Source organism: Halorubrum miltondacostae (assembly GCF_041379815.1).
Lineage (GTDB): Archaea > Halobacteriota > Halobacteria > Halobacteriales > Haloferacaceae > Halorubrum > Halorubrum miltondacostae.
Genome location: NZ_JBEDNY010000002.1, coordinates 23,283 through 36,681, shown reverse-complemented (window position 1 = coordinate 36,681; position 13,399 = coordinate 23,283). Strand labels below are relative to the sequence as shown.

The 13,399-nt window shown below is 69.6% G+C and carries 15 protein-coding genes and 2 tRNA genes; 11 read left to right on the top strand and 6 right to left on the bottom strand.

Annotation, left to right across the window (positions count from 1 at the left end; all coding sequences use genetic code 11):
- The first annotated feature begins 94 nt into the window (after positions 1-94).
- The 3 genes from ABNG04_RS05695 (at position 95) to ABNG04_RS05685 (ending at position 2,939) form a co-directional block, all read left to right on the top strand.
- Positions 95-625, top strand: a complete 531-nt coding sequence (locus ABNG04_RS05695; RefSeq protein ID WP_004599151.1) for a 50S ribosomal protein L16 — start codon at positions 95-97, stop codon at positions 623-625.
- A gap of 138 nt (positions 626-763) precedes the next feature.
- Positions 764-2,818, top strand: coding sequence for a DEAD/DEAH box helicase (locus ABNG04_RS05690; RefSeq protein WP_371160831.1), 2,055 nt, complete (start codon positions 764-766; stop codon positions 2,816-2,818).
- A gap of 50 nt (positions 2,819-2,868) precedes the next feature.
- A tRNA-Pro gene (locus tag ABNG04_RS05685) sits at positions 2,869-2,939 on the top strand.
- A gap of 424 nt (positions 2,940-3,363) precedes the next feature.
- On the opposite strand, the gene ABNG04_RS05680 is transcribed toward ABNG04_RS05685, so the two are convergent.
- The 3 genes from ABNG04_RS05680 to ABNG04_RS05670 all read right to left on the bottom strand — a co-directional run bounded on the left by ABNG04_RS05680 (position 3,364) and on the right by ABNG04_RS05670 (position 5,934).
- Entirely contained in the window at positions 3,364-3,954 is a 591-nt protein-coding gene (locus ABNG04_RS05680) for a hypothetical protein (RefSeq protein WP_371160829.1), read from the bottom strand.
- A gap of 60 nt (positions 3,955-4,014) precedes the next feature.
- Positions 4,015-5,190, bottom strand: a complete 1,176-nt coding sequence (locus tag ABNG04_RS05675) for a DNA cytosine methyltransferase (RefSeq protein WP_371160827.1) — start codon at positions 5,188-5,190, stop codon at positions 4,015-4,017.
- 135 nt (positions 5,191-5,325) lie between these two features.
- Positions 5,326-5,934, bottom strand: coding sequence for a beta-class carbonic anhydrase (locus ABNG04_RS05670; protein WP_371160825.1), 609 nt, complete (start codon positions 5,932-5,934; stop codon positions 5,326-5,328).
- Between the two features lie 204 nt (positions 5,935-6,138).
- Here ABNG04_RS05670 and ABNG04_RS05665 point away from each other — a divergent pair.
- A tRNA-Phe gene (locus tag ABNG04_RS05665) sits at positions 6,139-6,212 on the top strand.
- A gap of 294 nt (positions 6,213-6,506) precedes the next feature.
- Here the strand turns inward: ABNG04_RS05665 and ABNG04_RS05660 are convergent.
- On the bottom strand, positions 6,507-6,677 hold the full coding sequence (locus ABNG04_RS05660) for a hypothetical protein (RefSeq protein ID WP_371160823.1): 171 nt from the start codon (positions 6,675-6,677) through the stop codon (positions 6,507-6,509).
- A gap of 60 nt (positions 6,678-6,737) precedes the next feature.
- Between ABNG04_RS05660 and ABNG04_RS05655 the strand changes: the two genes are divergently transcribed.
- Positions 6,738-7,463 carry an HAD family hydrolase gene (locus ABNG04_RS05655; RefSeq protein WP_371160821.1) on the top strand — a complete coding sequence of 242 codons (726 nt, stop codon included), beginning with the start codon at positions 6,738-6,740 and terminating at the stop codon, positions 7,461-7,463.
- Positions 7,460-8,452 carry a phosphotransferase family protein gene (locus tag ABNG04_RS05650; RefSeq protein ID WP_371160819.1) on the top strand — a complete coding sequence of 331 codons (993 nt, stop codon included), beginning with the start codon at positions 7,460-7,462 and terminating at the stop codon, positions 8,450-8,452. The genes ABNG04_RS05655 and ABNG04_RS05650 overlap by 4 nt, the downstream gene beginning before the upstream one ends.
- Positions 8,453-8,503: 51 nt before the next feature.
- Here ABNG04_RS05650 and ABNG04_RS05645 read toward each other — a convergent pair whose 3' ends face one another.
- Entirely contained in the window at positions 8,504-9,088 is a 585-nt protein-coding gene (locus tag ABNG04_RS05645) for a hypothetical protein (RefSeq protein WP_371161927.1), read from the bottom strand.
- A 185-nt stretch (positions 9,089-9,273) separates the two neighbouring features.
- Between ABNG04_RS05645 and ABNG04_RS05640 the strand changes: the two genes are divergently transcribed.
- On the top strand, positions 9,274-9,468 hold the full coding sequence (locus ABNG04_RS05640; RefSeq protein WP_004599158.1) for a cold-shock protein: 195 nt from the start codon (positions 9,274-9,276) through the stop codon (positions 9,466-9,468).
- A 182-nt stretch (positions 9,469-9,650) separates the two neighbouring features.
- On the opposite strand, the gene ABNG04_RS05635 is transcribed toward ABNG04_RS05640, so the two are convergent.
- Positions 9,651-9,965 (bottom strand): 2Fe-2S iron-sulfur cluster-binding protein, encoded by a 315-nt coding sequence (locus tag ABNG04_RS05635; RefSeq protein ID WP_371160817.1) that lies wholly within the window; start codon positions 9,963-9,965, stop codon positions 9,651-9,653.
- Between the two features lie 150 nt (positions 9,966-10,115).
- Between ABNG04_RS05635 and ABNG04_RS05630 the strand changes: the two genes are divergently transcribed.
- From ABNG04_RS05630 to ABNG04_RS05615, 4 genes are all read left to right on the top strand, one after another.
- On the top strand, positions 10,116-11,195 hold the full coding sequence (locus ABNG04_RS05630) for a DUF7093 family protein (protein WP_371160815.1): 1,080 nt from the start codon (positions 10,116-10,118) through the stop codon (positions 11,193-11,195).
- Between the two features lie 79 nt (positions 11,196-11,274).
- Positions 11,275-11,658 carry a DUF5611 family protein gene (locus tag ABNG04_RS05625; RefSeq protein WP_371161925.1) on the top strand — a complete coding sequence of 128 codons (384 nt, stop codon included), beginning with the start codon at positions 11,275-11,277 and terminating at the stop codon, positions 11,656-11,658.
- 195 nt (positions 11,659-11,853) lie between these two features.
- Entirely contained in the window at positions 11,854-12,312 is a 459-nt protein-coding gene (locus tag ABNG04_RS05620) for a universal stress protein (RefSeq protein ID WP_371160813.1), read from the top strand.
- Between the two features lie 90 nt (positions 12,313-12,402).
- Positions 12,403-13,380 carry an ROK family protein gene (locus ABNG04_RS05615; RefSeq protein WP_371160811.1) on the top strand — a complete coding sequence of 326 codons (978 nt, stop codon included), beginning with the start codon at positions 12,403-12,405 and terminating at the stop codon, positions 13,378-13,380.
- Positions 13,381-13,399 lie beyond the last annotated feature (19 nt).

Here is a 13,399-nt window from a genome sequence, read left to right as displayed (position 1 = left end):
GGATCGCCGGCACAGACTCCCCGAGGAGCCGCGGCGGACGCCTCGCTATCGAAGGGTTTATCGCCGCAGCGCGGGCTACATCGGACAAGTAGCCATGTCTGACAAACCCGCCTCTATGTATCGGACGATCGACAAGCCGTCGTACACCCGCCGGGAGTACATCACGGGCATCCCCGGCTCGAAGATCGCCCAGCACAACATGGGCGACCTCTCCGCGGAGCCGGACGACTACCCCGTCCAGATCAGCCTCCGCGTCGAGGAGGAGCTCCAGGTCCGACACGGCTCGCTTGAGAGCGCGCGCCTCTCGGCGAACCGCCACCTGATCAAGGAGCTCGGCGAGGGGAACTACAAGATGACCCTCCGCAAGTTCCCCCACCAGGTCATCCGAGAGAACAAGCAGGCGACCGGCGCCGGGGCGGACCGCGTCTCCGACGGGATGCGCCAAGCGTTCGGCAAGCCCGTCGGCACCGCCGCGCGGCTCAACAAGGACGACGTCGTCTTCACGGCCTACTGCGACGTCGAGCAGGCCTCCGTCGTGAAGGAGGCGTTCCGCCGCGCGTACAACAAGCTCTCCCCGCCGTGCCGGATCACGGTCGACCGCGGCGAGAAGCTGCTCGTCTCGTAACGACCGCCGACTCCCCCCGTCCGTGAGGCGGGTTCTTTTCCGCGCGTTCGCGTCAGTGAGCCGCGGCGTCCCGCGGCGATAGCGGCGCCGCGCAACGAGCCGAACTCCTGAAATACCTCGCTCGCGTACCGCACGGCAGTGTCACAGCAGTTGGCCGAGGTCGAGACGCTGTTCCTCCACGAGTCGCGGAGCGACTACACCGTCGTCGCGAACCGCGACGGGAGTCGCGTGCTCCGCGGGCGGCTCGAACTCAAGGAGACCTCCGCGGGCCCGCGTCCGGGGAAATTCCGCGTGATCCGCGACGGGGAGGACCACCCCCGCCAGCCGGACGAGTTCGTCGACCTCGCGCGGGCGGCCGGTCGGATCCGGATCTCCGAGCAGACCTCCCCGGAGAACCGAACGCGGCTGAAGGAGATGCTCGACGGGTACCAGCTCGAGGCGACCGCGGTCCGGACCTGTCGCCGCTGTGCGAGCGACAGTCGGTACGGACCGATCACCACCGAGGACGCCATCGACCACAACGGCGAGCTGGTCTGCCGGGACTGCGCCCGGCGGGAGCTGGAACGGGAGCTGTCGTACAAAGGCGAGTTCACGGGCGCGGCTGAAGAGCGGTTAGAGGAGCTACTGTACGAGTCGGGCGACCTCGACCGAATCGTGAGCCTCCTCCAAGGCGGACTCGACCCCGACCTCACGAAGTACGACGAGGTGTCGGCGAACGTCGACGACGTCTCACCGGTCCGGACCGAAGAGTTGGACCTCCACCCGGATCTGTCTTCGCACCTCCAGGGCCGCTTCGAGGAGCTGCTCCCGGTTCAGAGCCTCTCCGTACGGAACGGGCTCCTCGACGGCGACGACCAGCTCGTGGTGAGCGCGACCGCGACGGGGAAGACGCTCGTCGGCGAGCTGACCGGGATCGACCGCGCGCTGAAAAGCGACGGGAAGCTCCTCTTCCTCGTCCCGCTCGTCGCGCTCGCGAACCAGAAGCACGAGGACTTCGAGGACCGCTACGGCGACCTGCTCGACGTCTCAATCCGCGTCGGCTCCTCGCGGGTGAACGACGACGGCAACCGCTTCGACCCGCACGCCGACGTGATCGTCGGCACGTACGAAGGGATCGACCACGCGCTGCGGACCGGCAAGGACCTCGGCGACGTGGGGACGGTCGTCATCGACGAGGTCCACACGCTGAAGGAGGGCGAGCGCGGCCACCGGCTCGACGGGCTCATCTCTCGGCTGAAGTACTACAGCGAGGACCGGATGGAGACCCACGCGGGCTACGACGGGACGCAGTTCGTCTACCTCTCGGCAACCGTCGGGAACCCGGAGTGGCTCGCGGGGAAGCTCCGCGCGACACTCATCGAGTACGAGGAGCGCCCGGTCCCCATCGAGCGCCACGTCACATTCGCGGACGGCCGCGAGAAGGCCCAGATCGCCGACAAGCTCGTGAAACGCGAGTTCGACACGAAGTCGTCGAAGGGGTACCGCGGCCAGACGATCATCTTCACCAACTCACGGCGGCGCTGCCACGAGATCAGCCGCAAACTGCGGTACGACTCCGCGCCGTACCACGCCGGCCTCGACTACGGCCGCCGGAAGAAGGTCGAACGACAGTTCGGGAACCAGGACCTCTCGGCGGTCGTCACCACCGCGGCGCTGGCGGCCGGGGTCGACTTCCCCGCCTCACAGGTGATCTTCGACTCGCTGGCGATGGGGATCGAGTGGCTCTCCGTCCAGGAGTTCTCGCAGATGCTCGGGCGCGCCGGGCGCCCGGACTACCACGACCGCGGCCGCGTGTACCTCCTCGTCGAGCCCGACGGCATTTACCACGGCTCGATGGACCGTACGGAGGACGAGGTGGCGTTCACCCTCCTGAAAGGCGAGATGGAGGACGTGGCGACCCACTACGACGAGACCGCGGCCGCCGAGGAGACGTTGGCGAACGTCCTCGTCGCCGGGAAGAAGGCCAAGCGCCTCAACGACCGGATGATCGGCGAGGTGCCGACGAAACACGCGCTCGGGAAGCTGCTAGAATGGAACTTCATCGACGGCTTCGACCCCACGCCGCTGGGTCGCGGGGTGACGCGGCACTTCCTCGCGCCCGACGAGGCGTTCTTCATCCTCGACTCGGTGCGGAAAGGGACGGACCCCTACGACATCGTCGCCGACCTCGAACGGCGCGACGACGAGAAGTGAGCGCGGCGCAACGAAACCCTTTAGCGGTTCTTCCGGGTACGTACGGGTACGGGACCGTGGGTTAGTGGTATACTCCGGGCCTTGGGTGCCCGTGACCCCGGTTCGAATCCGGGCGGTCCCACTTTCGCGGCGCGAGCAACTTCGCAAGCGGCGCGGTCTTGCGCCGGCTTCGAAGCGAGGAGTGAAGCGAGTGGCGCGAGCGGAACGACCGAGGCTCGAATCCGGGCGGTCCCATCCTCCTGCTGCGAGCAATCCCGCGAGCAGCAGCAGTAGAGCGGATTCGAACCCTCCCGAGCGACCCGCAGCAGACGTTGGCGCGTGCCCGCAGGGTCGTCGGCGCTACGCGCCAGCTGCCAGAGGAACCGAAGGTCTCTCGCTGGAGTCGCTGGCGGCGGCCGTCAGCGACGGGAGATGGGTAGCGCAGGGGGCGGTGCTGAACGGTACTCGAAGGTCGTTCGGTGAACTCGCCGCCGATCCGAGTCACCAGTCGTCATCTGAGATACGCTCAGCGGGCGACGGTGCCTGGCCCGGGTGTCGTCGACACTTCAGGGGTCGTGATACTCGACGGTGATGTCGGTCGGTCTGTCGGCCCCGTTCAGGCGCCAGAGCGTGAACGAGTAGTCGTAGTGGTACTCGGGCGTGTCCAAGTCCGGGGGGAACGCCTGGTACGAGGTCACGTCGTAGCGGAGCCGTCCGCCTCGGTAGGCGGAACGGTCGGTGAAGTCGTCGACGACGTCATCGACCAGATTCTCGCTGTCTTCGCTGTGATCCGTGAGCCCGTCACCCGTCGGAAGCACGCCGACGATGATGGACATGAACTGTGTGTTCGGGTCGAACGTACGGAATTCCGTCCCGGGACCGCTGTCCCCTTCGACTGGCGTGAGCGCCCCCCAGTCGACGAGCTTCCGCGCCGGGTCCGGATGGGCGAAGACGACCCCCCAGACCGCGGGGACACCGTCCGCGGGAGTCGGCTGGTCGTCGATGATCGTCTCGTAGGCGGTCGTTCCGAGCGACGAGGCGACCTGTGGCTGGGCGTCGAGACCGACGGCGCTACAACCCGGGGAGACCGGCGAGGGCGGCCGTACCGGAGATCCGGAGGGCCTTCCGGCGTGACCATTCAGGGGCCATACGGGCAAGTCACCTCATCGACGCATATAACCAACATATCGCAGCCGAGAGCGCCGGGAAGAAGAGTCTCAGGCCAGATCCGTCAGCGACTGCTGCTCGTACACGTCGGGGTCGGCGGGCGGGGCGTCGCGGATTTCCGGGTAGTACTCTCGGAGCTGAGTCGCCAGTTCCTCGCCGAGTCGGACCGGGACCGCGTTGCCGATCTGTTTCATGACGTCGGTCTTCGTCCCCTCGAACGCGAACTCGTCGGGGAACGTCTGGAGCCGCGCCATCTCGCGGGGCGTGAGGTAGCGGTCCTCGCTCGGGTGGATGAAGACGTTCGTGCTCACCGTCAGCGACGGCTCGTCGGGGTCAAGCCGGCGAAGATATGTTCCGTACCGCTTGACGATCTCCGGCTCGTGCGGGCAGGTGTCGGTGTCCTCGCAGTCGCACTGGTACTTCTTCGTCTTCAGGCGGTCGGGGAGATCGCGGTAGTAGCCGCCCGGCGGGACGTGGCGGATGCGTTCGAGCGTCTTCTCGCCGGTGTCCGCGTACGTCATGTTCGGGAGGTCGTCGGTCGCGTCCGCGAGCGCCTCGCCGGCCGTGCGCCAGCTTCCCTCGGGCGTCGTCGGCTCCGGGAAGCGGATCGGCACGTCGCGGTCGGTGCCCATGAAGAAGATCCGGCGGCGCTTCTGGGGGACGCCGTACTGTTCGGCCTCTAACACCCGATACTCGCACTTGTAGCCGTGCGCCGCGAACTCGTCGACGATGAGGTCCTTCACGTACCGGTCGTCGCTCGTCTGGCGGTTGATCAGGTCGCGGACATTCTCCATCAACACCAGCTGGGGTTCGAGGACGGAGACGACTCGGAGGAACTCCTCGAACAGCGTGTTCCGGCGGTCCTTCTCCATCTCGTCGAGCTCGATCTGCTCGTTGTTGAGCCGGCTGAACCCCTGACAGGGCGGCCCGCCGATCACCACGTCGACGCCGTCGGGGTCGTAGCCCGCGCCCGCGACCGCGTCGCGGATCCCGGGGGCGTCCAACCCGCGGACGTCACCCTCGAGGAACTCCGTGTCGGCGAAGTTCCGTCGGTACGTCTCCGCGGCCGGTTCCCACTGGTCGCTCCCGAGGGCCACGTCGAAGCCCGCCCGCTCAAATCCCAGGTCGAGGCCGCCGCAGCCGGAGAAGAAGCCGGCGACGACCGGCGCACCGGTATCGTCGCTCGCGGCGTCGGAGCCGGATCCGGCGTCGGCGTCAGCGCCCACCGGCCTCACCTCGCCGGAGCGTGGGCGCGCGTACTCGGTCCATTTCGTGCCTCGATTCGCCGCGGGCGCATAAAAGCGTCACACCTCGGCGCGGGGCGGGAGGTGCGTGAGCGGCCAGCCGGCCGTCGTCCGGGGTCAGGCCCGTCGCTCGCTGATCTCCTCGGCGATGCGCTCGTCGGGGCGGCGCAGTTCGCCGGACTCGACCTCGTAGACGTAGCCGGAGACCGTGGTGTCGTCCGGAATGAACGCGGACTCGCGGAGGTACTCGACCTGCGCGGCGCAGGCCGCGTCGATGTCGTCGGTCATCTTCACCCAGTCGAGGAGGTCGGCGTCGCCGATCGTGAGCTCCGGCAGCGACGGGTCGAGGTCCGCGGTGTCGACGTCGCCCGCCTCGGCTTCGAGCCCCTCGCGGATCGCCTCGTCGGGCGCGCTCATCATCCCGCAGTCGGTGTGGTTGATCACGACGATCTCGTCGGTGTCGAAGAAGTTCGTCGTGAGCGCGGCCGACCGGATCACGTCGTCGGTCACCTTGCCGCCGGCGTTGCGAAACACCTGCGCGTCGCCGAGGTCGATGCCGAGCGCCTCCTCAATTGGGATTCGCTCGTCCATACAGGCGACGACGAGGAGGTTCTTGTCGGTCGGGATCCCCTTGCGCCGGCGGCGCGCCCAGTCGTCGCGCTCGTCGATCGCGGCGTCGAGGTGTTCGTGGTGCGCGTCGTGGTCGTCGTGGTCGTGTGATGGCATCGACGGATCGGAGGGGCGGGAGAAACGGGGCCGTTGCGGAAGCCCCGATCTGCGCCGTCGCCCCGGATCGGCGGCGATATCGTCCGATTTCGAGGATCGGTCGAACCGGGTGTCCCGAATTCGACCGACGCGACCGGGACGAGGCAGTCCGCCAGCGCCCTTTCGAAATCCTTTTGTCTCGAATCGGCGTTGGTGCGAGTGCGAGCCGCCTTAGCTCAGACTGGGAGAGCACTCGACTGAAGATCGAGCTGTCCCCCGTTCAAATCGGGGAGGCGGCATTCTTGTTTCCGCACATCGACACTGTGAGTGCTGACTGAAGATCGAGCTGTCCCCCGTCTCCGCGAGCGAAGCGAGCGGGGGCTCGGAAGACGAGCGGAGCGACGTCTTCCGGCGTTCAAATCGGGGAGGCGGCATACTCTTCGACGTGGGTTCGACGGAAAGCGTCGGCCGTGCGTCGATCTGTCTCTGACCGCGAGGGGCGGCGGTACAGGATCGACGCGTCCGCTCGGAAAGTCGGTCGCACGCTCGGACCGGCCGGTGCCGCGCACCGCGACGGGGCGAGCCATGCGCCGTCACTCGTTGCCGACGAGGACGGTCGCGAGGCGGTCGCCGCAGTGCGGGCAGTTCAGCGTCTGCCACGTGTCGGGGTCGAGGTCGCCGAACGGCTTGGACCGGCGCGCGTCCGCGGCGGCGACGCTCGCGCCGCAGGTCTCGCAGTCGTGGGTATCGTCGGGGTCGGTCACCGTCGGGCCTACGGGCGCGTCGGCGAAACCGACTTCGCCGCGCGGCGCCTCCGATCGTCCATGAGCCGGTTCGCAGCGGTGGCGTTCGACCTCGACGACACGCTGTGCCGCCACGACCACGACGTGACCGCCCTGTATCGCCGGGCGTTCGAGGAGGCGGGCGTCGAGCCGTTCGGCGAGCCGGAAGAGCTGTGGCCCCTCCTCGACGGTCCGCCGGATCCCGACGATCGCGTTGGCTACCTCGGCGCGGGGTTCGCGCGGCTGGCGGCCCAACACGGAAGAGACGTGGACCCCGTCGCGCTCGCGGCGGCGTTCGAGTCGGTCGCCGACGAGTCGCGGGTGGCCTTCCTCCCGGGCGCGAGCGACGCGCTGGCGGCTGCCGCGGCGGCGGGACCCGTGGGGGTGCTCACGAACGGCCCCGAGGACCGCCAGCGAGCGAAGATCGAGGCACTCGGGCTGAACGACCTCGTCGACGCGATCGTGTACGCCGGGGACCTACCCCGCCGGAAGCCGCACGCGGAGCCGTTCGAGCGACTGACCGCGGCGCTGTCTGTCGACGCGGCGGAGACGCTGTACGTCGGGAACTCGCTGTCGTACGACGTCGCCGGCGCGCACAACGCCGGGCTCCGGTCCGCGTGGCTCCGCGCGGACCCCGACGAGGCGGCGGCCCCGTACCGCCCGGACTACGTCCTCGACTCGTTAGCGGAGTTCCCGGGCCTGCTGTCCGAGGGATACGGGGCCGAAAGCGGCGAATCGGAGACGACCGAGGCGGAGGAGGGGCGGTGAGCGACGCGGTCAGGAGTCGCGCCCTCGCCGAGACGCGACCAGGGGCGACGGTCGCGAGCGTCGAACCGCTCGGGCGCGGAAATCGCAAGCGGACGGAAGTGGTGCGATTCAAGAGCGCCGCGCCGGTGGTCGTCCAGTTCTCCGAGACGCCGGCCGCGACCCGGACCGAGGCGGCGCTGCTGACGGCGGTCGGCGAGCGGACGGACGTCCCCGTTCCCCGACCGCTCGGCGAGGGCGTCGTCGACGGCACCGGGTGGCTCGTGACGCCGTTGGTCGACGGGCGCGACCTCCACGAGGCGTTCGTCGATCTCGGTCCGGCGGGCCGGCGGGGGGTCGCGCGGGCGTTCGGCCGGTGGCTCGCGGCGCTCCACGAGGCGTTTCGGTTCTCAGGGTGCGGGCGGCTCGCGGTCGACGGCGCGGCCGGCGAAGCGATCGACGCGGAGCTGGTCCTCGGACGCGACGCGTCGCTTTCCGTCCCCGATCCGGTCAGCGCAGACGAGTGGCTCCGCCGGTACGGAGAGCGACACGTCGACCGGCTCCCCGAGGAGTTCGACGGGCTTCGCGCTCGGCTTCGAGACGCGTTCCGGGAGCCGACTGCGTCCGACGCCGAGCCGCGGCTGTTCCCGTGGGACTTCCGCCCGGGGAACGCCATCGTCGCGGACGGCGCGGTGACGGCCGTCCTCGACTGGGAAGCGCCGCTGGCCGCCCCGCGGGGCGTGTCGGTCGCGAAGACCGAACACCTCGTCGTCGACTGGTACGTGCCGGTGGCCGAGACCGAGCCGCTCCGGCGGGCGTTCCGGGACGGCTACGAGTCCGTCGCGCCGCTGCCGCGCGTCGAGCGCGCGCACTGCGCCGCGGCCGTCGCGAGCGCGGCCGTCGACGGCGAGGGGGTGGTGACGAACCCGCGCTACCCGCCGGTCGACCGCGACGCGGCGGTCGAGTTCCACCGGGGGGCGCTCCGGCGCGCGCTCGGCGACGCGGACGAGTGACTGGAGGGCGGTGAGCCGGGGAAATGGCGGAAGCGCGGCGGACACCCCCGGTCAGTACAGCGCCGTGGCCGCGAGGATGCCCGCGGTCTGGCCGAGGCCGACGAGCGCGATGCCCCCGACCGTCCCCGTCCCCGAGCCGGCGAACGCGGCGACGGCCGCGCCCGCGACCGAACACGCGGCCGCGACGTGGTGGACGGTCGAGCGCGGGACCGTCGCGTCGCGGAGCCCCGTGTAGAAGAACGCCGGCGCGGGGAGGAGCATCCAGCCGTAGAAGGCGACGGCGAGGAGCGCGCCTGTCGGGAGCGCGGCCGCGAACGCGACCCCGTCGCGCGCGAGGAACCCGAGGACCCCCGCGAGCGTGACCGGCGTCCCCGCGAGGATCGTCAGCTTCCACGCTCGGAGGACCCCGGTCGCCATGTCGCGCCAAGAGGCGACGACGAAGGCGACCAGCAGGACGCTCATAACGACGTGCGCGACGAACAGCGCGTGGAGGGAGACCGCGCCGAGGACCGCGCCCGCGGCGACGCCCCACGCCGCGGGAACCAGCAGGGCCGGGCCGTTCTCGCGGAGCGTGAGGGCGGGACCGTCCGCTGGGTACTCATGTGACACACGAGTCGATTTCGCGGCCGGAAATATAAACGTCGGCGTCCGGCGGAGGGCCGGAGAACGACACGATCCTGTCGTTCGCGCGCCGCGAATCCGTCGTGCGGTCAGTATCTGCGCAGAAAACCGCTCTTTTCTGGGAACAATCGTCCAGAGAGAGTCGTGGTAACTGTACACTCGCAATTCTTATCCCCGGTCGGGACTTCTCTGTGGTTACAATGGCGACCGGAAAGGTTGATTTCTTCAACGACACTGGCGGCTACGGATTTATCGAGACTGACGACGCGGACGACGACGTGTTCTTCCACATGGAAGACGTCGGCGGCCCGGACCTCGAAGAGGGTCAGGAGCTCGAGTTCGACATCGAGTCCTCCGAGAAGGGCCCCCGCGCGACCAACGTCGTTCGGCAGTAAGCCGATCCGAGAAGGTGGGTCGGTCCGGCTGACGCCGAACGCGACTCTGACACACAGCAAACCTTTTCGTCCGCGTCGCGGGCTCACGTCCGCCGCGGTCGTATTTTACTCCCGACGAGCGCCCCGCTCGTCGCGTGCCCGCGGAGCAGTCCGAAAAGAGACGAGAGCGGCCGCGTCCGCGCTCAGATGTGCTGCCCGAAGAGCCCGCGGCCCTTCGTCACCTCGACGTCGCCCTCGACTGTGGTCTGACAGGAGAGACGGACGTCGTGGCTCGGGTGGTGCGGCGGGAGCCAGAGGCGAGCCTTCTCTTTCTTGCTCGGCTCGCTGACCTCGCCGTCGACCTGGACCGCACAGGAGCCGCACGACCCGGCACCGCGGCAGTTGAGCTGTTCCATCTTACCGTTGTAGACGGAGAGACCGGCCTCTTTGAGCACGTTGCGGAGATTAGCGCCCTCCTCGCACTCGATTTCCTCGCCCTTGTAGGATACAGTAGGCATGTCGACTTACGGTACGCGAGCGATCCACAAAAGAGTCTGTGTCCGCGGACGCGGCGGCTGGAACTGCGGACGGCGACCGCGAAACGGTCGTGTGCCGAGCGTCGGACGCCGACGGGGCGTTTTTTACCCTCGGCACCGCAGGGAGGCACAATGGGACTCAGGTGTCTGCTCGGACACGACTTCGACGAGCCCGAACTCCAGCACGAGCGCGAGGAGGAGGGCGACGAGGTCGTCACGACCGTCAGGGAGGTGAAGACCTGCGCTCGCTGCGGCGAGACGCAGATCGTCAGCGAAAACACCGAGGTGACGACGATGGAGCAGTTGGCCGACGAGGCGGCCGCGAACGCCGCCGGAACCGACACGGGAGCGGCCGCGACGCCAGCAGACGGCGACGCCGCGGGACCCGCCGAGGGGACCGCGACTCCCGGAGCGGCGTCGGCGCCCGTCGACGCGGACGACGCCGCGACCGCGGACGACGGGCTCACGCTCGACGAGGAGCCAGGCGCGGGGAGCGACGACGCGGTGATCATCGACGACGGCCCGGTCGACGACGAACCCGGCGCGACCGACGCGGGCCCGGCGCCGGACGAGGCCGAGGGGCCGTCTGACTCGCCGGAGCGACCGGACCCCGCCGGCGGGGGAAACGAGGACGCGGAGCTGCTCGACGCTGGCAGCGAGCCGACGGGTGACCGGTCGGCCGCGAGCGACGCTCCGGCGGAGTCGGCGTCGAGCGACGAGACGGACGCGGAGAGCGACGACGGCGTGATCCTCGACGACGAGGCGGCGGCGGCGACCGGCGAGCGGGAGCGGGGCGCGTGGCCGTCCGTCGACGAGGGGGACGCGGCGGGCGACGGCCAGGCCGCGTGGCCCGACCACGGCGGCGAGGACGAGGGGTTCAGCGCCGAGGTCGGCGAGGGTGGCGATGCGGGCGTGGAGTTCGGCGGGGGAATCACCCCGGAGGCCGCGGAGCAGCGGGAGGAGGAGTCCGAGGAGACGGAGTACGTCGAGGCGCCCGACGACGCGGAGACCGTCTCGTTCGACGCCGGCGAGGGCGAGACGGGGATCACCCGCGGCGAGAGCCCCGACTTGGAGACGGCCGGCGCGGACGAGCCGACCGAGTACTACTGCCCCGAGTGCGGGATGGTCCGCGCCGCGGACGGGAGCTCGATGCGGGCGGGAGACATCTGTCCGGAGTGTAAGCGCGGGTACGTCGACGAGCGGCCGCAGTAACCGCCGTATAAAACGCCGCGTCGGCCGCCGAGCGGCCGTGACGAAACTGGTTTACGCCGGCCTGTCGAACGGTCGCGGCATGAAGGAGTACAAGATGCGCCGCGGCGAGCATCTGGACGACCGCATGCCGGACCTGAAGGGCTCCGTCGAGGAGTACTTCGGCGAGGTCACGGGCACGGAGGAGTGGCAGGGCCACGAGCTGTACGTCGTCGGCGACCCCAACAACCCGGTGTTCGACCGGATCGTCGCGGGTGCCGCCGAATACGGAAGCAAGAAGGACAAGCTGGCGGTCCACTTCGAGGAGCGGCCCGCCGAGGACGTCATCGCTGAGGGGAACGCGGACGCGGCCGCGGACGCGGTCGACGCGAAGAACGAGTTCCTGCTGGAGGCGACCGGTCGCGACGCGAAGTCCCGCCGCGACTCGCTGAAGCGCGAAGTCGAAGACGACGCCCCCGACTACTGATCGGACTTCCCGACCGGCGGCGACGCCGTTCTCTCGTCGAGAGTCGCATCTCCTCCAGCGTCCCGCTCGTCCGGCGCGTGTGGTCGCGGCCGCACCGACGTGGCCGGAGAGTGTCAGGATCGATCGGTTAAATATTTATTCGGTTTTGAGTAAAAACTCCATCAGTCTTAACTCGGTCTGGGACGAAGTGCGGGTATGAGCATCGAGACGATCGTGCTGGCGGTCGGGACCGAGGACGAGGAAGGAATCGAGCGGCTCGCGGACGAGATAGTCGCAGTCGCGGAGCCGGCGGGCGCCGAGGTCGTGTTGACCCACGTGTTCGGCGAGGAGGAGTTCGACGAGACGCGCGCGAAGCTCGGCTTCGAGGCGGGCAGCGAGAGTTCGACGCCCGACGCGGTCGCGGAGCGACACGCGGCCACCCGAGCGCTGTCGAGGGCGCTGTCGGCGGCCGGCGTGCGGCACTCGATCCGCGGCGCGGTCGGCGACCTCGCGACCGAGGTCGTCGAGACCGCCGAGAGGCTCGGAGCCGACCGCGTCGTCGTGGGCGGTCGGCGGCGCTCGCCGACCGGGAAGGCCGTCTTCGGCAGCGTCGCGCAGGAGGTCATGCTCTCAGCGCCGTGCCCGGTGACGTTCGTCCGCGAGCCTGCGTCGTAACGCGGTTTCCCGCGGGCGCCCCGGGTCGGTCACCCCGCTCGACCGCCCGAAGCGTCCCGCTTAAGTGAGACGGGTCCGCCGTTACACCCGATGTACTACGTGGGCGTCGATCTCGGGGCGACGAACGTCCGGGCGGTCGTCGGCGACGAGACCGCGGCGGTCCTCGGCTCCGCGTCGCGAGGTACCCCGCGCGGGCCGAGCGGCATCGCCGTCACCGAGGCCGTCTTGGACGTGGTGCGGCGGGCGTGTACCGACGCCGGGATCGCGCCGGACGAGGCGACCGCGGCCGGGATCGGCTCGATCGGCCCGCTCGACCTGGCAGAGGGGGTCGTCCAGGGACCCGCGAACCTCCCGGACACCGTCGAGCGCATCCCGCTCGTCGGACCGGTCGGGCGGCTGCTCGACACCGACGAGGTGTACCTCCACAACGACACGATCGCGGGCGTCATCGGCGAGCGGTTCCACTCCGAGCGCAACCCCGACGACATGGTGTACCTCACCATCTCTTCGGGGATCGGCGCGGGCGTCGCCGTCGACGGCAACGTCCTCTCGGGGTGGGACGGCAACGCCGGCGAGGTCGGCCATATGACCGTCGACCCGCACGGGTTCATGACCTGCGGCTGCGGCCTCGACGGCCACTGGGAGGGGTACTGCTCTGGCAACAACATCCCGAAGTACGCCCGCGAGCTGTACGAGGAGGACCCGATCGAGACGAGCCTCCCGATCGAGGATCCCGACTTCTCCGCGGTCGACGTGTTTGAGGCGGCGGGCGAGGACACCTTCGCCGACCACGTGATCGACCAGGTCGCCCACTGGAACGCCATGGGGATCGCCAACGTCATCCACGCGTACGCGCCGATCGTCGTGAGCGTCGGGGGCGCGGTCGCGCTCAACAACCCCGACCGCGTCCTCGACCCGATCCGCGAGAAGCTCCCGGAGATGGTGTTCATCAACGTCCCGGAGGTGCGGCTCACCGACCTCGGTGACGACGTCGTGGTGAAGGGGGCGCTCGCGAGCGCGCTGACGGGCGGGACGGGCGACCGCTCGCGCGTCGAGAACGCGCCCTAGCCGGAGGAGGAGACGGACG

Excerpts from the sequence above, each read along its gene's own strand:
- ABNG04_RS05670 (WP_371160825.1), bottom strand. The coding sequence starts at position 5,934 with ATGCCATCACACGACCACGACGACCACGACGCGCACCACGAACACCTC.
- ABNG04_RS05655 (WP_371160821.1), top strand. The coding sequence starts at position 6,738 with ATGAGCCGGTTCGCAGCGGTGGCGTTCGACCTCGACGACACGCTGTGC.
- ABNG04_RS05640 (WP_004599158.1), top strand. The coding sequence starts at position 9,274 with ATGGCGACCGGAAAGGTTGATTTCTTCAACGACACTGGCGGCTACGGA.
- ABNG04_RS05615 (WP_371160811.1), top strand. The coding sequence starts at position 12,403 with ATGTACTACGTGGGCGTCGATCTCGGGGCGACGAACGTCCGGGCGGTC.
- ABNG04_RS05630 (WP_371160815.1), top strand. The coding sequence starts at position 10,116 with ATGGGACTCAGGTGTCTGCTCGGACACGACTTCGACGAGCCCGAACTC.
- ABNG04_RS05635 (WP_371160817.1), bottom strand. The coding sequence starts at position 9,965 with ATGCCTACTGTATCCTACAAGGGCGAGGAAATCGAGTGCGAGGAGGGC.
- ABNG04_RS05695 (WP_004599151.1), top strand. The coding sequence starts at position 95 with ATGTCTGACAAACCCGCCTCTATGTATCGGACGATCGACAAGCCGTCG.
- ABNG04_RS05625 (WP_371161925.1), top strand. The coding sequence starts at position 11,275 with ATGAAGGAGTACAAGATGCGCCGCGGCGAGCATCTGGACGACCGCATG.
- ABNG04_RS05620 (WP_371160813.1), top strand. The coding sequence starts at position 11,854 with ATGAGCATCGAGACGATCGTGCTGGCGGTCGGGACCGAGGACGAGGAA.